The 17,913-nt window shown below is 40.7% G+C and carries 16 protein-coding genes and 3 tRNA genes; 3 read left to right on the plus strand and 16 right to left on the minus strand.

The window, feature by feature from the left end; translation table 11 throughout:
* Window positions 1–12: 12 nt before the first annotated feature.
* Entirely contained in the window at window positions 13–1,404 is a 1,392-nt protein-coding gene (locus tag DXX92_RS09695) for a cache domain-containing protein (RefSeq protein WP_116000275.1), read from the minus strand.
* A gap of 754 nt (window positions 1,405–2,158) precedes the next feature.
* On the opposite strand from DXX92_RS09695, the gene DXX92_RS09700 reads away from it, so the two are divergent.
* Complete coding sequence (locus DXX92_RS09700; RefSeq protein ID WP_116000276.1) at window positions 2,159–2,581, plus strand: type II toxin-antitoxin system HicB family antitoxin; 423 nt, start codon at window positions 2,159–2,161, stop codon at window positions 2,579–2,581.
* A 34-nt stretch (window positions 2,582–2,615) separates the two neighbouring features.
* Here DXX92_RS09700 and bioD read toward each other — a convergent pair whose 3' ends face one another.
* The 4 genes from bioD to bioB form a co-directional block, all read right to left on the minus strand.
* Window positions 2,616–3,320 (minus strand): dethiobiotin synthase, encoded by a 705-nt coding sequence (gene bioD / locus DXX92_RS09705; RefSeq protein ID WP_116000277.1) that lies wholly within the window; start codon window positions 3,318–3,320, stop codon window positions 2,616–2,618.
* A 69-nt stretch (window positions 3,321–3,389) separates the two neighbouring features.
* On the minus strand, window positions 3,390–4,172 hold the full coding sequence (gene bioC, locus DXX92_RS09710) for a malonyl-ACP O-methyltransferase BioC (RefSeq protein ID WP_116000278.1): 783 nt from the start codon (window positions 4,170–4,172) through the stop codon (window positions 3,390–3,392).
* Entirely contained in the window at window positions 4,172–5,320 is a 1,149-nt protein-coding gene (locus DXX92_RS09715; RefSeq protein WP_116000279.1) for an aminotransferase class I/II-fold pyridoxal phosphate-dependent enzyme, read from the minus strand. The genes bioC and DXX92_RS09715 overlap by 1 nt, the downstream gene beginning before the upstream one ends.
* 21 nt (window positions 5,321–5,341) lie before the next feature.
* Window positions 5,342–6,394 (minus strand): biotin synthase BioB, encoded by a 1,053-nt coding sequence (gene bioB / locus DXX92_RS09720; RefSeq protein WP_116000280.1) that lies wholly within the window; start codon window positions 6,392–6,394, stop codon window positions 5,342–5,344.
* A 99-nt stretch (window positions 6,395–6,493) separates the two neighbouring features.
* Here bioB and bioA point away from each other — a divergent pair, with 99 nt between their 5' ends.
* Complete coding sequence (gene bioA, locus DXX92_RS09725) at window positions 6,494–7,792, plus strand: adenosylmethionine--8-amino-7-oxononanoate transaminase (protein ID WP_116000281.1); 1,299 nt, start codon at window positions 6,494–6,496, stop codon at window positions 7,790–7,792.
* A 104-nt stretch (window positions 7,793–7,896) separates the two neighbouring features.
* Here the strand turns inward: bioA and DXX92_RS09730 are convergent, their stop codons facing one another.
* On the minus strand, window positions 7,897–8,280 hold the full coding sequence (locus tag DXX92_RS09730; RefSeq protein ID WP_116000282.1) for a hypothetical protein: 384 nt from the start codon (window positions 8,278–8,280) through the stop codon (window positions 7,897–7,899).
* A 159-nt stretch (window positions 8,281–8,439) separates the two neighbouring features.
* Between DXX92_RS09730 and asnS the strand changes: the two genes are divergently transcribed.
* Window positions 8,440–9,840, plus strand: coding sequence for an asparagine--tRNA ligase (asnS, locus tag DXX92_RS09735; protein WP_116000283.1), 1,401 nt, complete (start codon window positions 8,440–8,442; stop codon window positions 9,838–9,840).
* A 182-nt stretch (window positions 9,841–10,022) separates the two neighbouring features.
* On the opposite strand, the gene DXX92_RS09740 is transcribed toward asnS, so the two are convergent.
* From DXX92_RS09740 to DXX92_RS09785, 10 genes are all read right to left on the minus strand, one after another.
* Entirely contained in the window at window positions 10,023–10,502 is a 480-nt protein-coding gene (locus tag DXX92_RS09740) for a hypothetical protein (protein ID WP_116000284.1), read from the minus strand.
* A 59-nt stretch (window positions 10,503–10,561) separates the two neighbouring features.
* A complete protein-coding gene (locus DXX92_RS09745; protein ID WP_147301948.1) occupies window positions 10,562–11,758 on the minus strand; it encodes an alkaline phosphatase family protein in 1,197 nt (398 codons plus the stop codon).
* 160 nt (window positions 11,759–11,918) lie between these two features.
* Window positions 11,919–12,476 carry a phosphoribosyltransferase gene (locus tag DXX92_RS09750; RefSeq protein WP_116000286.1) on the minus strand — a complete coding sequence of 186 codons (558 nt, stop codon included), beginning with the start codon at window positions 12,474–12,476 and terminating at the stop codon, window positions 11,919–11,921.
* A 72-nt stretch (window positions 12,477–12,548) separates the two neighbouring features.
* Complete coding sequence (locus DXX92_RS09755) at window positions 12,549–13,520, minus strand: M20/M25/M40 family metallo-hydrolase (RefSeq protein WP_116000287.1); 972 nt, start codon at window positions 13,518–13,520, stop codon at window positions 12,549–12,551.
* A gap of 14 nt (window positions 13,521–13,534) precedes the next feature.
* Window positions 13,535–14,713: a tetratricopeptide repeat protein gene (locus tag DXX92_RS09760; RefSeq protein WP_116000288.1), complete on the minus strand. Its 1,179-nt coding sequence runs from the start codon at window positions 14,711–14,713 to the stop codon at window positions 13,535–13,537.
* A gap of 238 nt (window positions 14,714–14,951) precedes the next feature.
* Window positions 14,952–15,042, minus strand: a tRNA-Ser gene (locus DXX92_RS09765).
* Between the two features lie 260 nt (window positions 15,043–15,302).
* Window positions 15,303–16,088: a hypothetical protein gene (locus DXX92_RS09770; RefSeq protein WP_181901733.1), complete on the minus strand. Its 786-nt coding sequence runs from the start codon at window positions 16,086–16,088 to the stop codon at window positions 15,303–15,305.
* A 124-nt stretch (window positions 16,089–16,212) separates the two neighbouring features.
* Window positions 16,213–16,303, minus strand: a tRNA-Ser gene (locus tag DXX92_RS09775).
* A gap of 107 nt (window positions 16,304–16,410) precedes the next feature.
* Complete coding sequence (locus DXX92_RS09780; RefSeq protein WP_116000290.1) at window positions 16,411–17,496, minus strand: HDOD domain-containing protein; 1,086 nt, start codon at window positions 17,494–17,496, stop codon at window positions 16,411–16,413.
* A 211-nt stretch (window positions 17,497–17,707) separates the two neighbouring features.
* Window positions 17,708–17,798: transfer RNA gene (locus DXX92_RS09785), tRNA-Ser, on the minus strand.
* Window positions 17,799–17,913 lie beyond the last annotated feature (115 nt).

The following is a 17,913-nucleotide window of genomic DNA, read 5'->3' on the forward strand; positions in this document are numbered from 1 at the left end:
TTTATTATTTTCTTAGTCCGTAAGAGAGTTAACGCCGTTATTATAATGTAATTGATGCTTCGGGATATACGCTATAATGCTTGTTTTTCCCTTCACTGAAGAAACTTCTAAACGCCCTTGATAAAAACTAATGCGCTCTTTCATATTGCGAAGGCCAATCCCCATGCTCGGCTTGTTTGAGCGTTGAATACTGTGGTAATCAAAACCTTGTCCGTTGTCAGTAATCTCTAAAGTAACCCAGTCTTCATCTAATGTTGACGTCACTAATATTTCTGTTGCCTTTGCGTGACGCTCAACATTAGTCATCGCTTCCTGAGCAATGCGATACAGCGATAACTTGAGCTCTTTTGAAACTAAATTAGCAACGGCTAAACGCTCAACAACCACTTTAATTCCTGATCTTTTACTTAATTTCTGCCCCATCTCATCAAGTGCAGCACTAAGCCCATGATCTTCCAATATTCCAGGATGAAGCTGGTGTGAAATACTGCGGATGTCACGCATTACGCTACCCGTTAAATCAACAGCATGTTCAATATCTTTTGTGGGATCTTGCTGATGTTGGACTTTTAGTTTTATCGTTTCCATTGAGTACTTTGCCGCAGCTAACGTTTGCCCAACACCATCATGTAATTCTCTTGAAAACCGTTTACTCTCTTCCTCTTGAGTTTGAAAAATGCGTTCGTTTAACTCTCGCAGTTTTTTATCTGCTAACCGTTTTTCTCCATACCTAAAATAGTGGCTAGTAATAAACACCATGACAGTGGCTAATACACCAATAAGGAAAATGGTTTGTGATGCCGATTGAATGTGCTTGGTGACGGCTGATTCTATTTCAGTGACTTGGTTGTCTATATCATCAATATAAACGCCTGTTCCAAATACCCACTGCCACTGTGGAATTTGTTCAGAATAAGCCATTTTTTTGGCCGTTTCGCCAGTAGACGGTTGGTTAAACACGTATTGAGAATACCCGCCGCCATCGCGACTATTTTCTATGATTGACTGAACAATTTTCACGCCATTCAGATCTTCCATCTCGTACCAATTTTTCCCGATACGCCACTCTTGGCCTGGCAGAACAACATTTACACCGTCAAAGTCGTAAGCGAAAAAATAGCCATCCGAGCCAAACCGCATCTTGGTTAAAATTGCTTTAGCTTGCGATTGATAAACATCTTTATCTAGCGCTTGTCCTTGATATAAATGTTCAACCGCACCTCGAGCTAATGAAACATAGTTTTTTAATTCTTCTAAGCGATGATTCACCACATTTTGGCGATACGTATTTTCCAGCTGTGTCGATAGCTCATTAAATTCCATGCGTGTCGTGTACAAGACAGTGCATAAAGCAACAATTAGCGGAACCGTAGTAAACAATTGTAGTTTCAAGTTTATATTCATTAACACGCCTAAAAGCTTTATACCAATTGAAATAAATACTTAATCATTCAGCGAGAATTAAAAGGCTCAGAGGCAAGGCATTGACTGTAGAGAATGGTTTCTCCCTTGTTTAAATCAATAACGCCGCATATGAGCCTTTTAATCTCGCCCTTTGGGAGCGTGTCAGCGTCGCGATAACTGCACCAAATTGATTAGATGTAGAACAACTATATCAACAAAAATTTGGCTTGTTCTCCCAACGCTGGCAGCGCTCTGAATTGATCAATTAATTAATTCAATTGGTATTATTTGTAAAGAATGTAATTTATCCGGCGCAATTATACGTCTAAGACGATTTCACTCATAGATTTCACTCATAGAAGTTATCTGTTTAGGTGTTTATTTGCTTCCATCTGTTTGAGAAAATAAACAAAGCAAACGCTATTAACTTCCAACTTTAATCATTTTAAACGCCTAAAATCGCAGTCTAGCCACAACCATTAACAACTCTAATACCTCTTATTATCTAACTGGTTTAGCCATTTTTATTGAGCATGGCTCAGGACCTTCAACATTATAAAAAAAGCTTCAAGTAATTTGTAAGTATACACTAACATATTTTATAGAGTTATCAGGGTTATCCAAAGTGGAGTACTGAGAGTTATCAGAGTTATTTAGATGTCAACTTTAGGGGTTACTGGAGTTACAATCAATTTGCTATAGAGGGTTATAAGGGTTATGGTGTATTAAGTGGTTAAATTAAGGACAATCTAAGATGCACTACCCAGTTAAATTTGCTGGCAACCCTATGAGTGGTTATCAGGTATTGGTTCCCGATCTACCTGGCTGTGAAGTGAACTGCGAATCAATAGATCAAGGCTTAAAAAAGGTAAAAGACGCGATCACAGCTCATTTAATGATTTTGGCCGAATATGGTGAGCCAGTGCCACCAGCGAGCCAAATCGATAAGTGGCTGGAAAAAGAAAACGCCTCTAATGCCGAGGATGTTGGGCTAACTTGGGCAATTATCGAAATTGATGTTGCACAATATTTAGGTAAGAGTCATAAAATCAACGTGACACTGCCTGAGTTACTTATCAAGCAAATTGATGATCGAGTAAGCAAATCAGAGCAATACAAAACACGCTCAGGCTTTATTGCCCAAGCATGTTTGGCTGAACTCGCTATAAAAGATTAATGGTGCAAACCAGTATGACTATCAAACCAAGTTTTTATTCTTGATGAAAACTAGCGATTTGTTCAATCATATCTTCGTTCAGGAATTTGCTGGCTTGCTCGGCGTTTTCTACACTAGGCACTACACCTAGCAGCGGCGCATCTAAATATTGACTGAGTTCAGTTATGTTCTCTTGTTGATAATCCATTGGCTCAATACAATTTGCGACCCACCCAACAACAGTTAAACCATCACGTTTTATGGCTTCATAACTAAGCAGCGCATGATTTAAACAGCCCAATTTCATGTTCACCACTAATATCACGTGCTGTTCAGTTTGCTTGGCAAAATCTGAAAGAAACTGACCTTCCCCCAAAGGCAACCGCCAACCGCCAGCCCCTTCAGTTAATATCACATCAGGCGCGAAACTATCTAACGAATCAAACAAGTTAGAAACCTGCACTGCGTTAATTTTTTGTCCTAGCGTTTGTGCGGCAATATGAGGGGCAATTGGCTCTTCAAATGCAATAGGGTTAATACTTTCAAGTGGTTGATTACAATTGGCCTGTTGTTTTAATTGCAATGCATCGTGATTCACTAGCTGCCCGTTAACATTATCGCAGCCCGCAGAAATTGGTTTGAATACGGCAACTTTACGTGCCTTAGTTAAAATATTGATAATTGCACAGGCAACTAAGGTTTTTCCCGCATCAGTATCAGTTGCTGTTACGAAAAGGTGCTTTGTTTTTTTACGGGGCATTTTTTAGGGCCTTTTGGGCTTTAGCGATAAAAATGTACACAAGAAGTACTACGAATAATTTCAGGTATTTTATGTCAAGGGTTTCACGACTTGCCCTGAAAAAACGCGATACGTTGCAGGGTATACACCGCTCGGCTCAACAAAGTCTTGATAAGCCTGAGTCATTCGCTGCCATTTATCTTTACCAGCCAAACCACGATGTTGTTTCTTAGGTACATGGTTAGCGCCTAGTCCTTTGAGCTCTCGCGCTAAATGAAGCACATTTTCATATTCCAAAATAACATCTTGCACGTGATGACAAGTTAACTCCCAACCTTGGCTATCTAACGTTGAGAGAATATCGATATCTTTTTTAAAGTCGATAACGTGTTTGTCATCGTCCACTTGTGCCCAAGAAGACTTAAGTTCACTTAAGGTTTGATCAAGTAAGGTCGTAAATACAAATCGACCACCTGGTTTGAGCACTCGCATTAACTCTTCAAATAGGTGCGCTAAGTTATCGCACCACTGAATAACGAGGTTGGAATAGATTAAATCGATGCTGTTGTCTTGAAATGGTAAGTGATAGGCATCACCCGCTACCAAATAATCTACTTTTCGATGTGACCTTGTGTAATTGAGCATTTTATTGGAAATATCAACACCGATAACACGTTCAAAATTCCCTGATAAAAGTTCGGTAAAAAACCCTGTGCCGCAACCTAAATCGATAACGGTTAACTGCCTTTCTTGTGGTAGCCATGGCATTAAATGTTTGCCACTATAACGCTGTAAACGCGCTGAAACATCATAAGAATTGGTCGCTGAATCAAATGATTTAGCAATTTTTATTTGGTTTAACGTATTTGGCATTACACCAATACCTCATTTAAACATTCTGCTAAGTATATGATATCCCTTTCTTTATGGTTCGCACAAATGGTTACGCGTAACCTAGATGTACCACTCGGCACTGTCGGTGGCCGAATTGCTGTCACCCAAATTCCTTTTTGTTTTAGTTTTTCGCTCGCTGCTAACGCTTTAGTTTCTTCTTGAACATTAATGGCATGAATTGACGATGTGGTTGGCACCAAATCTATGCTGCTATCGAGTTGACAACTAAATAACCTTGTTAGAGTAGATAGCTTTTCTTGTCGCCAAATTTCTTTTTTTATCGTCTCTATGCTTTTTTTAGTCGCCCACGCTATTGCCGGTGAAATTGCCGTTGAATAAATATAGTGCCTTGCAAAATTAACAAAATAATCATGTAACTCTGCATCGCAAGCTACAAATGCCCCACTGGTTGCAATCGCTTTACCAAATGTCGCCATCACGATATCGACATCAGCACTCGCGATACCTTGTCCTTGTTCACCTTTGATGCCAATACTGTGAGCCTCGTCAAGGTAAATCATGGCATTTGCTTTATTCGCCAGCTGCGTTAAGGCGTCAATATCCGCTTCATCACCATCCATACTGAAAACACCTTCAGTTGCAATCAAGGTGTTTAACTCATTGTTTGCCGCCGCCGTTTTCGCGAGTAATGCGCCTAGATGCTGATAATCATTATGACGATATCGTTTTAAGCTCGCTTGAGATGATAATGCTCCATCAATAATAGATGCATGTGAGAGTTTATCCAGTAGTAACTGCACGTCTTTTTGACCTAGCGCATGCATTACTGCCTGATTTGCTGCAAATCCACTACTAAAAAGCAACACACGCTCTCGCCCGAGCCAGTTTGCGGCTGTTTCTTCTAGTGCCTGATGGGCATAATTAAAACCAGTGACTAGACTTGACGCACTAGCGGAAACACCGAACTTTTCAGCCCCTTCGATCATCGCCGCTTGAATGTCAGGATGATTATTGAGGCCTAAATAATCGTTAGAGGAAAAGTTCAGGTATTGTTTACCATCAACAACTATCTCTCGACCACTACTACCTGCAATGCTAACTCGCTGACGATACCGATTTAGTTGCGTTTGCTGAGCCAATTGCTCAGCAATAAATTTGAATTTCATCTATCGCGCTAATTGTTAAAACTAGCCAGCGTTATAAAACAGGTCTTGGTTTTCTTGTTCACTAATTGCGGTGTGAATTTTCTTTTCATCACTGCCATCGTCAACAAGCGACTCAATGGTTTCTGTATTGATGCCAAGCTTATTGAACAATGCAATATCTTGGTTAGTTTCTGGATTCGCCGCTGTTAATAACTTACAGCCGTAGAAAATCGAGTTTGCGCCAGCTAAGAAGCAAAGCGACTGCATTTGCTCATTCATAGTTTCTCGGCCCGCCGATAAACGAACATGGCTTTTTGGCATCATAATACGCGCAACGGCAATACAACGGATAAAATCGAATTCGTCTAAATCGGCAACATCCGCAAGTGGCGTACCGTCAATTTTTACCAACATATTAATGGGTACACTTTCTGGCTGTGGCTGCAAATTGGCCAGTTGTACTAACAGTGAGGCACGATCATTGGCCTTCTCACCTAAGCCAACAATACCACCACTACACACTTTCATGCCGGCAGAACGCACATTGTCTAGCGTGTCTAATCTGTCTTGATAGGTGCGCGTAGTAATAATTTGATTATAGTGTTCTGGCGAGGTGTCCAAGTTGTGATTGTAGTAATCTAAACCTGCTTCTTGCAGCGATTGGGCTTGGTCTTTAGACAGCATACCTAGCGTCATACAAGTTTCTAAACCCAGCGCCTTTACGCCTTTAACCATTTCGGTGACATAAGGCATGTCACGCTCTTTTGGGTTACGCCATGCTGCGCCCATACAAAAACGCGTAGAGCCTTGCGCTTTCGCTTGTTTAGCAGCTTCCAGCACTTTCTCAACTTCCATTAAACGTTCTTTTTCAATATCGGTTTTGTAGCGAGCGCTCTGTGAACAGTATTTACAATCTTCGGGGCAGGCACCTGTTTTAATCGACAACAAGGTGCTGACTTGAACTTCGTTGGCATTAAAGTGCTGACGGTGCACAGTTTGTGCTTCAAACATCAAATCATTAAACGGTTTGTTAAATAATGCGTTAACTTGTTCGATTGTCCAATTGTGTCGAACCTGAGATAAATTTTCTGTCATAGTGTGCCCGTCGTTGCTGTGTTGCCAGCGAATAAATTTAGGAGTAGTCTAGCCGCCAAGTAAAAGATGTCAACGCAGACCAGAATAACAAGTTAACATATGAGCATTATTTATACAGATGATTTAGCGTTTGACCGCGCACATATTTGGCACCCGTATACGTCAATGACTAACCCTTTACCTAGCTTTAAGGTAAAAAGTGCCAATGGCGTGCATTTAACACTAGAAGGCGGCCAACAAGTTATCGATGGTATGTCATCTTGGTGGGCAGTTATTCACGGTTATAACCACCCTCGCCTAAATCAATCGGTATCAAACCAGCTAGCGCAAATGGCACATGTCATGTTCGGCGGCTTAACTCATGAGCCAGCTATTGAACTTTGTAAAAAGCTAGTAACGTTAACACCTGAGGGGCTTGAGAAAGTATTTCTTGCTGATAGCGGCTCTGTTGCGGTTGAAGTCGCGCTTAAAATGGCAATTCAGTATTGGCATAGTTTAGGTCAACCACAAAAAAACAAACTATTAACGGTAAAAAATGGCTATCACGGTGATACTTTTGCTGCGATGTCGGTATGCGACCCAGTTAACGGTATGCACCAGCTATTTGCCAACTCCATTAACCAGCACTATTTTGCCGATGCGCCGCAAACTCGATTTGGTGAAGAATGGCAAGCAGACGATATCGCGCCGTTAAAAGCGCTATTTGAGCAACACCACCAAGAAATCGCCGCCTTTATTATCGAGCCTGTGGTGCAAGGTGCTGGTGGCATGCGGATTTATCACCCGCAGTATTTAGCTGAATGTCGAAAATTGTGCGATGAGTACAATGTATTGATGATTGTTGATGAAATCGCCACTGGCTTTGGTCGTACGGCTAAGTTGTTTGCCAGCGAATGGGCAGATATCACGCCAGATATTATGTGCTTAGGCAAAGCATTAACGGGCGGCTATATGACACTTGCCGCAACACTGACCACTAAACACATTGCAGAAACCATCAGTAACGGCGAAGCAGGCTGTTTTATGCATGGCCCAACGTTTATGGGCAATCCACTTGCCTGCGCCGTTGCCAATGAAAGCTTAGCAATGCTGATGGAAAACCAGTGGCAAGCGCAAGTAAGCCGTATTGAAAAAACGCTCACGAGTCTGATTTCGCCTTTAGCTGAACATCGCCGTGTAGCTGATGTACGGGTACTGGGAGCTATCGGCGTTATTGAAACAAAACAAGCAGTGAAGATGGAAAATATTCAAGCACTATTTGTTGAGCAAGGTGTGTGGATTCGCCCGTTTGGTAAACTCATTTACTTAATGCCACCTTTTGTGAGTTCTGATGAACACCTACAGAAACTTGTTTCGGCAATTGCATTGGCACTAGATAATGAACACTGCTTTCAATAGTTTTATATTGTGTTCAATTACTAAGGGTTAGTGTTCAATTGCTTAGGATGAGTGATCTTTGCTAGGAAACATCATACATTTCTAATGAATGTTTAATATTGAATTTAAGACTGCCAATAAGCATTAATTGCAATATAAAATACCCAAGCCGCGCAAATCACAAAAAGTAGTACGAAGTTATAAAACTTATTATCGGTAGCGCGGCGAGTGCGAAAATGACTCAATATAATGCTACCGAGGCTTAATAACGCGGTAATCCACAATAGTATGTACAAATAGTCAGTGAGTGGCGTTACCCAATAGTCTCTTACCTCAATGCCTTTATAACGGGTAATACCGTAAGAACGTTCCGGTGCTGCGTAAAATGAAACAACTAAGGCGATAGAAAATAAAAACCAGCCAATCAATGACAACCACTGTAAAATGTTAACCCAAGTGTCTTTGTTTTCTCGGCGGTCTACTTCCGGCCATTGCTTGTTTGAATCCATCTTAACTACATCCAAAATAACAACATTTTTAGTGTAAACATTCAGTTCACGAATTAATTAGCTAAATTAAGTAATTATTACTTGTTAAACGCAATAGTCACGTTAACATAATACGCCCTAAAATTATGTATTATTTATAACGAAAAACGAGGTCATTCAATGTCAGTTATTTCAATTACTGATGTCTTAGCAGGCAAATTCCCTGTTAATGAAGAGATCACTGTGCACGGCTGGATCCGCACTCGCCGCGACTCAAAAGCAGGTATCTCATTTTTAGCTATTCACGATGGTTCATGTTTCGACGCCATCCAAGCTGTTGTTCCGAATGATCTGAATAATTACGAAGAAGAAGTTTTAAAACTAACGACTGGTTGTTCAGTAAAAGTTACGGGTACTTTGGTAGAGTCTCAAGGCCAAGGTCAAGCGTTCGAAATTCAAGCAACTGGTGTTGAAGTGCTAGGTTATGTTGAAGACCCTGACACTTACCCGATGGCTGCTAAACGTCACAGCATCGAATTCTTGCGTGAGCAAGCGCACTTGCGTGCTCGCACAAACTTAGGAGGTGCGGTAACACGTGTGCGCAACACGCTTGCACAAGCAATTCACCGCTTTTTCCATGAGAAAGGCTACTTCTGGATTGCAACGCCATTAATCACAGCAAGTGACTGTGAAGGTGCAGGTGAAATGTTCCGTGTGAGCACGTTAGACATGGAAAACCTACCACGCACTGACAAAGGCGAAGTAGATTACAGCGAAGATTTCTTCGGTAAAGAAGCGTTTTTAACAGTATCTGGCCAACTAAACGTTGAAACCTACTGTAGCGCTCTTTCAAAAGTTTACACTTTTGGTCCAACTTTCCGTGCTGAAAACTCAAATACTTCTCGTCACTTAGCAGAGTTTTGGATGGTTGAGCCTGAAATCGCATTTGCTGATTTATCAGATGCTGCAGATTTGGCTGAAGACATGCTGAAGTATGTACTAAAAGCATTACTTGAAGAGCGCGCTGATGATATGGCGTTCTTCCAACAACGCGTTGATAAAACCGTTATCGATCGTTTAAATGCACTAATCAGTACCGACTTTGTACGCATGGATTACACTGACGCTATCGAGATCTTAGAAAACTGTGGTAAGAAATTCGAAAACCCAGTGTCTTGGGGCATCGACTTAAACTCTGAGCACGAGCGTTACTTAGCCGAAGAACATGTTGGTGCGCCAATTATTCTGCAAAACTACCCGAAAGATATTAAAGCTTTCTACATGCGCCTTAATGAAGACGGTAAAACAGTTGCGGCGATGGATATTCTTGCGCCAGGTATTGGTGAGATTATCGGTGGTGCACAACGTGAAGAACGTTTAGATGTACTAGATGCACGTTTAGCGGAAATGGACTTAGATCCAGCTGATTACAGTTGGTACCGTGACTTACGACGCTACGGTACTGTGCCTCACGCTGGTTTTGGTTTAGGCTTCGAACGTTTAATTGCTTACGCTACTGGTATTGCAAACGTACGTGACGTTATTCCATTCCCTCGTACACCAAACAACGCTGCATTCTAAGCAGTATTGTAGCGAGTTAATTAAATTAGAAAGCCCATCTAGTTGATGGGCTTTTTGTTATTTGGCTTTTTATTTTTTGCTTTGCGGTGTTTTTATTTTGGCTCTTTTGGGGCCATTGGCCAACCAACACAATATGCCGAGCTAATGCACTTATTTAATGCACTTAGTCATTGATTCACGATTCATTTGATTAACAATTCAAGTTCATCTCCATAGCTTACCCCCTCAATAAAAGGCGCAATAAGTTCAACCACATTACTCGGTTGAAAATGCCCTACTTTAGTTTCTGCTTTGGGTTGATAGATAAAAGCTGAATAGCATTTTCCTTGGTAAGCAATTTCGCAAGAATAGAAATCAAAATCCTCTGCTGGCCAATCTGTTGTCCATTTAACGTTTTTAAATCGATAGTCGGCTATGCCAAACTGAATGCACAGCTCTGCATGCCTCTCTTGACAGGGCTCTTGACTCGATTCTTGAACTAGATCTTGAACAGTTTGCTCAATTGCCAAATTAATTGTGCCATCGAACATTCGGGATAAATCTAGCCCTAACTTTTTAAAGAAAGGTTTTTGTAACGCTATTGTACCTTCAGAAAATGGCGAGTCAGTGGCTTTGCCAGAAGCAACTTGATGGCCCTTAATAACTCGCCCTTTCATTCTCATCGTTATTGTCTAGCTATAAAGTTTAGTTAAAGGTTTATGTATAAGCTTAAGACTTTGCATTAATCAACAATATATTCGTTAATGGCATGCTTGTCTGCTGGCGTTTTTACGCCAATTAATTCTGCGATAAAGTTAAACACGTGAATGTTTTCAAATGCTTCTACCTTTCCTGGCTTGACGTTGGGGCCTGACGCAAAAAATACGGCTTCCATTTGTGCTGTATCGGCAATGTCATAACCATGAGTTGCTGCTGTTTGATATTTTTTTTCGATAAAAATGATACCAGGCGCCGCGTTAACAATTAAATTCGGTAGTACGTCGGCTTGAGCTTGTGTTGTCGGTGCGAAACGCCAATGCTTTGGATAACTGTCAGGTAAATAAGCTTGATAACGACCTTGGCCTTTTTTATTTATTCGTTTTGCTGACTCCGCTAATACCTTTTTATTGTTGGAGTAAACATAAAGCTGTGTTTGACCATTCACCACTAGGGAGTTTTTCGACAATACTCGTGGCAGAACTTTAGATTGTAAAAGTTTATTCTTGATTGGTGCCATACCGTGATCAGACACAATCACTAAATTGATTTGAATATCATTTTCGTTTAGCACATCAAGAAATTCACCTACTAGCTGATCTACTTCAGCCACTGCTGCTTTAGCTTCGCTCGAATCTATTCCATGTTCGTGATTGGCTGAGTCGACAACCGAAAAGTAACTGGTAATAAATTGCGGTCGTTTTTCTTTAGGTAGCTTTAACCAGTCTATTACTTGCATCAACCGTTGCCGATTAGAATGGCTGCCATCATAAATTTCGTAAAAAGTGGGACGCGTATTAAATAGATTGGCATCAGATGTTGGCCAAAAATAAGTGGCCGCTGTCACACCTTGTTCCTCTGCTAACACCCACAAAGGTTTGGCGAGTAACCAGCTTGGATCTTCTTTAGTTTTACCCATGCTGTAGAGGTTGTTTCGTGTTCTACTGTAAAAACGGTTGTGAATAATGCCGTGCTCAAGAGGATACTTGCCTGTGACGATAGAGATATGATTTGGAAAGGTTTTTGTTGGGTAAACCGGGAGTAACGCGTTACTGGATAACCCCTTATTTCTTAATGATGATAAGTGTTTTGGGGCAAGTAATTCGAATTGCTCTTGGCTAAAGCCATCGATAGAAAGGAGTACTGTCGGCGCTTTTTCTGCAAAAGCAGGTGTCACTGTGATAACGCTTAAAACAAGCATTATTGTCGTTAAAAACTTCACTATGTTTCCACTTATAATTATGTTGATTTCTCTTTTGTTAACGAGAAAGCGCAAAAGTACGCTGGTGAATGAATCATTAAAATTGAGTTAACAAACGAACAAAAGGCAAAATTTGGGCAATAAAAAAGGAGCATAATGCTCCTTTTCTGTGGCAGTACGATTACACGAATAGATCTTTAATATTCGCTAAGTCGGTTTTGCCGTTAGCAATTTCTTCTGGTGTTAAACCGGAAAGTTCATGAGGGAAAACTAACCACTCTTCTGACTCATGAACATAGTAATCAGGCACAATTTCTACCTTGGAATTTTTAGGCTTATACCAAGGGCATGCAACGCGAACATCGGTTGGCATGTTGTTGCGCATTAACACTTTTAATTGTTTGATAAGGGCGTCAATACTGCGGCCAGAATCAAATACATCATCAACAATTAATAGGCCGTCACCCGCGTTAGCATTTTCAATAATGTAGTGCAAACCGTGTACTTTAATTTCTTTACTTTGCTGATTGATGCCGTAGTAAGAAGAAGTACGCACTGCAATATGGTCGGTCTCTACTTTTTTGAAATCAAAAAATTCTTGAACGGCGATACCGATCGGCGCACCACCACGCCAAATGCCAACGATAAACTCTGGTCGGAAGCCATCTTCATAGACTTTGGCCGCTAATTTGAATGAATCTTCAAGTAACTCTTGCGCTGAAATGTATTTCTTTTCCATTGAGGAAATTACCTATTTATTAAAGCTAAGGTGATAACCAACGATTGTAACAAAGCTTGACTAGTTGGTTAACTACTTTACGCCAATATGTTGATCTAAATAGCGTAGATGTAAATAAATACTATTGCTAGCACGCCAAAAAAATTCTTTATTAATGTTATCGTAAGTGTCAGACGTTTGGTGATAATGCTGATGTGTGCCTACCCCAAAATAGATGAATGGGATGCCTGCTCGATAAAATACGCCGTGGTCACTCGCCAGCTTCCATCGCCTTTTATTCCACATGCCTGCCGCCCTTTCGCGCTTAAAACCCTTTTGTACCGGCACCCAACTGGAATACTGAAAGCGTAAGAATTCCTCTTCCTTTTGGTCAGATAATAACTGATCAAGATTATGACTAATGTAACTTAGCTTACTCGTATTCTTAACCCCAGCTATCATGTCCAAATTAACGTTTAGCAAGGTATCTCTTACAATGCCTGGTAATTCATCTACAAAAGCTTTGGCACCTCGAAGGTTATCTTCCTCTCCATCACTAAAGACTAAAATAATATCGTGCTTCGTTTTACCTTTTAGTACCTTAGCCAATTCAAGCAGTGCCGCAACGCCTGAGGCATTATCGTCTGCGCCGTTATAGACTTTATCACCACTCGCACCAATGTGATCATAGTGCGCCGAAAGCACAATATAGCGCGGTGACAGTATTTCGTCAGCGTTATTGCCCTTAATGTACGCAATAACATTCGTACCGTTTTTTTGCCTACCAAGGTGGTAACTAAAAGACTGAAAATACCCTCCCACTTGCGGTAAAGGCCCAATTCCATAATTGATAAGTTCATTTTTAATATATTGCGCGCTTGCTCGTGCGCCTTGAGTATCTGTTTCTCGGCCTTTGAGTTGATCACTCGCCAAATATTTAACATGGGCAAGTAATGAGGATTGATTGATAACTGTGCCTGAAAGAGGCGGCGACTGATAAAGTGTTGTTTTGTTAGTACATGCACTAACGCATACAATTAGCAATAAAATACTTAATTGCTTCATATTAGCTCAGGACACTACTGGTTTAAGATATTGAGCTTCGCCAAATATTGCTGTTCAACATCTGGATATTTGTTAATCCGAATCGCCCTTTTCATTGCTATTTTCGCAGAGTTTGTTTTGCCTAAGGCACTAAACACTTTAGCTAATCCATAGTGAAATTCATGAATGCTGTCATCAAGTTTTATCGCCCGTTGGTAATGACGAGCTGCACTTTCATAATTGCCTTCATAAAAATCTTCATCTGCTAACAAGGCATGGTAATACGGGTTTTTAATACGCTGTTTGAGTATCATGCTGTCGATGCGCCGTGCTTCATCGTAGCGACCTTGAATTGCCAACAATATGGAAAGATTCGTTAAGGTGTTTAAGCTTCTTGCATCTAAGCTAATCGCATGACGATAAGTGGTTTCTGCTAGCTCATTTTGATCCGTGAATCGGTAAAGTACAGCCAAATTTCCCCAGCCTGCAGCAAAATCAGGAGCGGTTTTTACTGCTTGAGCAAAATAACGGTAGGCAGTGTCGTAATCGCTTTCAACAAGTGCTTGTGCGCCCTTATTATTATAAAACATCGCTGCAACCGTATTAATACTGACTTTTTTCTTAGGAAAGCGTTTCTTTTTAACGAAAGGATCAAAATCAATTTCGATATCAGCACCGCCCCACACAACACTAACATTAGGATCTCGAGATTTAACACCAGGAATTAGTAAGTTAACGTGGCCTGTTAGCAAATTATATTGGCCATTTCTCACCCAGTATTCTGGTACTTGAACATCTTGGAACACAACATCAAGCCCCGACGCTTTAGCCATGGCATACGCCATAATGGTTAACGACATGCAATTGGCCGTCTGGCTTTGATACGTTTCACTCGCGGTTAAATTTGCATTACTTTGATAAGCAAGACCAACATTATTATCACTAAAAATATGGCGAATAAGTTTCATTGCTTTATTGTGCTTGGTGCGCTCAGACATAAAGCTGCTGCGCACAACCGACTTCATTTCATCGCTTAACGCAAAAATTTCTTCTTTTGACTCAACATCAATTTGCTGCGCTTTGGGGAAGGCTTTGTCAACTAGGAGTAGGTCTGGATTATAGGCGGCGACACCCGCAGAGTGTTGAGGCACAGTTGAATTGCAACCGCTAAGCGAAAAAACCATGGGGAACAGCAATAAAACCAGTCTATGCATAAGCCACCTCAAACATCACATCTTATTTAAGCATAATGTAAAACTGATAGATTGCTTAATTGAATACTATGCGGTTAATAACTCGTTACATAAAAACTTGTGGAAGAGCAATTAGCTATGTGGAGATGTGTTTGTCTTATAACTTGTCGATGTGTTGAAAACTGAGGTTTAGTATAGGCTCCAATTACTAGAGCCTTATAACGAAAAAAGGCTGCACAATGTGCAGCCTTTTCGAATATGGCGGTGAGATAGGGATTTGAACCCTAGAGGGGCTACAAACCCCTGCCGGTTTTCAAGACCGGTGCTTTCGACCACTCAGCCATCTCACCAAACTTGTTCCCTTTGCTTGGGAACGAGGCGCATATTAAAGACAGATTCACAGCTTGTAAAGCCCTAATTTGAAGATTTTTAACGATAAAGAAGATAATTGTACTGTTTGATTAATTAACCTACGCAACTCGTTCAAAAAGTATAAGGCAACTCAATTTGCGAGGCACTCAACACTCGATTAATTCGATGTATTTACCCCATATATCCTCACTTTAGGTTTCAAATTCGACGCTATTAATTCACGAATAGATCAAGATAACTAGATAGCAGCCTTTTGAACTACCTTCAGTTCGATTATAAAATCCGAATTACTAAGCAATTTCATCGCTTTTTTTAGCTGCTTACCAAGATGTGGCTTAAGGTATCGACTAGCCTCATTGATTGGTAGATCTTTTAGCAGTAGAAATATTGCAAGCGCATAAACATGTTCATTTTCACTGAGGTATCCACTGCGACTTGATTTCCACCCTTGAGAGTCTGCATCGGCATATTGGCTAAAGTTAAATGCTGAGTTCGCCATAAATATCCCAAACCCCATAAAAGTCGCTGCAATATCTGTTGCAAACTCCCAATTATCCCAACCGCCCGGTGGCTCATCTTTAGCAGTTGCTGTTAAATAGTGCGCAAGCTCATATGCAAGCGTGGCAACCAATTGCATAGGTTGCCCTACTAAAACTGGATTGTAGGTAATAATCACTTTATCTGACGCAGTAGCTTGGAAAGTTCCATTAGGGCTAACTGGTGCATTTTGTATGGCAATACCCGCAGAAATGAAAGGGTTGGCATCTTCTTGTTGTGCTTCAAGTATGCAATCCCACTCCGCCATATTGGCGTGCTGCTTTACTGAATTAAACGTTGCTATAGCGGCAGCTTCTGCGTTATCTGCTTCAACAGGAAAATATGCTTTTGTCGGTAAGACTAAACTTGTTGCTTGGTAAAAATCTTCTCCACCAAAATTACGCAACAACCAGCGATATGTCTCAATATGAAATGTTTGATCTTCTGGCGCAAGAAAGGGTTTGTTTTTAAATAAGTTAAACATCAATCCATTGAAGCTTGAAAGCAATGAGTTTGATATTACAAAAACAATAAACAGAGGTCTATTGATTACCCCCTGTTTGAATAATTAAAACGAAAAAAGGCTGCACAATGTGCAGCCTTTTCGAATATGGCGGTGAGATAGGGATTTGAACCCTAGAGGGGCTACAAACCCCTGCCGGTTTTCAAGACCGGTGCTTTCGACCACTCAGCCATCTCACCAAACTTGTTCCCTTTGCTTGGGAACGGTGCGCATAGTAAAGCGTGCCCACGCGCTTGTAAAGCGTTAATTGCAATAAAATTGCAATATCGTTCCGTTCGCTCACAAACTAATCAATGGCCATGTATTTTTCTACAATTTTACGAGTTGCAGGTACATTTATTAGCTTATTAGTTTCTTGCTCTAGTACAACATCATCAATTCTTTGCGACTGACGAAGCATAATTAATTGGCTTAGTTTATTGGCATCATAATTAGCCGCTGCTACAGGGTGTTTGTCTTTAACCGACATGAGCTGAGTAACGTTAGTGGCTTTTATCTGCACGGCAAGTGGCAACAAAACACTTTCAGGCAACTGCCATGTTTTTGCAATAATATAAGTTAGCTTAAGCGAATACTTGTCGATGATTTGCTTGAGCACCAAAGCATTTGGTCTACAGTCAGGATCAACCCAACTAAAAGCTTCTACCATCAATTGGAAAAGTACCATTTCACCAAGGTTTCTAATTAGGCCGACAAAATAAGCACTAGCGGCCGCTTCTGGCGCTTGGCGTTTAACTATTTCCTGCGTGAAATCAGCGGTATTTTGGCTGTGCTGCCAAATTCGCTCACCGAACTGTTTGAAATAGGCACTGGTAACGGGCTTGTAACTATTTATGTAGCCATAAATCGCCCCTTCCAGCAGGCCAGCAGTACCTACGGTAACAAACGCGGTTTTCAAATCAGTAATATCTTTGGTGCCACGTTTATATTTAGTTGTATTAGCCAGCTTAATAACATCCGCAGCGATACTTGGCTCTGCAGCAATAATTTTTAAAAGATAATCGGTATCAAAATCACCGGATGATAACTGATTAGCAAGATCGGTAATCGTCGCAGGCATCACAGGCAGCTCGTTAATAATTGCCTTTGCCTGTGTGGTAATGATTGTCTCAATTTGCTGTTTAACAAATTGACTGATTTCATCAACGTGACTGCCCGTCACTTCTGAATTAAATAAGTAATTGGTGAACGCTTGACCAAGTTCAAAACGCATAGAAGGTATAGAAGACGCTGATAAGTTTTGTTGAGCTTCATTGAGTGAAGTAGCATCTACTTCTTTAGTTGCCCTACTCTGGGCGAACGCTTCATAATTAGGTTTTTTCTGTGATTTAGCTAGCGTAGGAAAAGCTGATTTAATTAATTTACGAAACACAAAGATAAAGCCTGTGAATGATTGAAAACACTAACAATTCCATTGTCTACGAATAAGGTTTACAAATAGTGAATCCTTCAAGAAGCTAATTGCTGCTTAATGAAATGATTTGCGAAACAGCGCGGAGAATAGTAACACAATCTGTAGGGGCTATTTGTAAACAAAAAGTAAAAGATAAAAAAAAACCTCGCATTTGCGAGGTTTTAGAATATGGCGGTGAGATAGGGATTTGAACCCTAGAGGGGCTACAAACCCCTGCCGGTTTTCAAGACCGGTGCTTTCGACCACTCAGCCATCTCACCAAATTGTTCCCTTTGCTTGGGAACGAGGCGCATATTAAAGTGTTGATATTCGCTTGTAAAGCGTTAATGTTAAAATTAATTTTGTTTGCTTTCATTTTGAGCAAAGCTATTATTT

The organism is Thalassotalea euphylliae (assembly GCF_003390395.1).
Lineage (GTDB): Bacteria > Pseudomonadota > Gammaproteobacteria > Enterobacterales > Alteromonadaceae > Thalassotalea_F > Thalassotalea_F euphylliae_C.

Excerpts from the sequence above, each read along its gene's own strand:
- DXX92_RS09695 (WP_116000275.1), bottom strand. The coding sequence starts at position 1,404 with ATGAATATAAACTTGAAACTACAATTGTTTACTACGGTTCCGCTAATT.
- DXX92_RS09700 (WP_116000276.1), top strand. The coding sequence starts at position 2,159 with ATGCACTACCCAGTTAAATTTGCTGGCAACCCTATGAGTGGTTATCAG.
- bioD (WP_116000277.1), bottom strand. The coding sequence starts at position 3,320 with ATGCCCCGTAAAAAAACAAAGCACCTTTTCGTAACAGCAACTGATACT.
- bioC (WP_116000278.1), bottom strand. The coding sequence starts at position 4,172 with ATGCCAAATACGTTAAACCAAATAAAAATTGCTAAATCATTTGATTCA.
- DXX92_RS09715 (WP_116000279.1), bottom strand. The coding sequence starts at position 5,320 with ATGAAATTCAAATTTATTGCTGAGCAATTGGCTCAGCAAACGCAACTA.
- bioB (WP_116000280.1), bottom strand. The coding sequence starts at position 6,394 with ATGACAGAAAATTTATCTCAGGTTCGACACAATTGGACAATCGAACAA.
- bioA (WP_116000281.1), top strand. The coding sequence starts at position 6,494 with ATGAGCATTATTTATACAGATGATTTAGCGTTTGACCGCGCACATATT.
- DXX92_RS09730 (WP_116000282.1), bottom strand. The coding sequence starts at position 8,280 with ATGGATTCAAACAAGCAATGGCCGGAAGTAGACCGCCGAGAAAACAAA.
- asnS (WP_116000283.1), top strand. The coding sequence starts at position 8,440 with ATGTCAGTTATTTCAATTACTGATGTCTTAGCAGGCAAATTCCCTGTT.
- DXX92_RS09740 (WP_116000284.1), bottom strand. The coding sequence starts at position 10,502 with ATGAGAATGAAAGGGCGAGTTATTAAGGGCCATCAAGTTGCTTCTGGC.
- DXX92_RS09750 (WP_116000286.1), bottom strand. The coding sequence starts at position 12,476 with ATGGAAAAGAAATACATTTCAGCGCAAGAGTTACTTGAAGATTCATTC.
- DXX92_RS09755 (WP_116000287.1), bottom strand. The coding sequence starts at position 13,520 with ATGAAGCAATTAAGTATTTTATTGCTAATTGTATGCGTTAGTGCATGT.
- DXX92_RS09760 (WP_116000288.1), bottom strand. The coding sequence starts at position 14,713 with ATGCATAGACTGGTTTTATTGCTGTTCCCCATGGTTTTTTCGCTTAGC.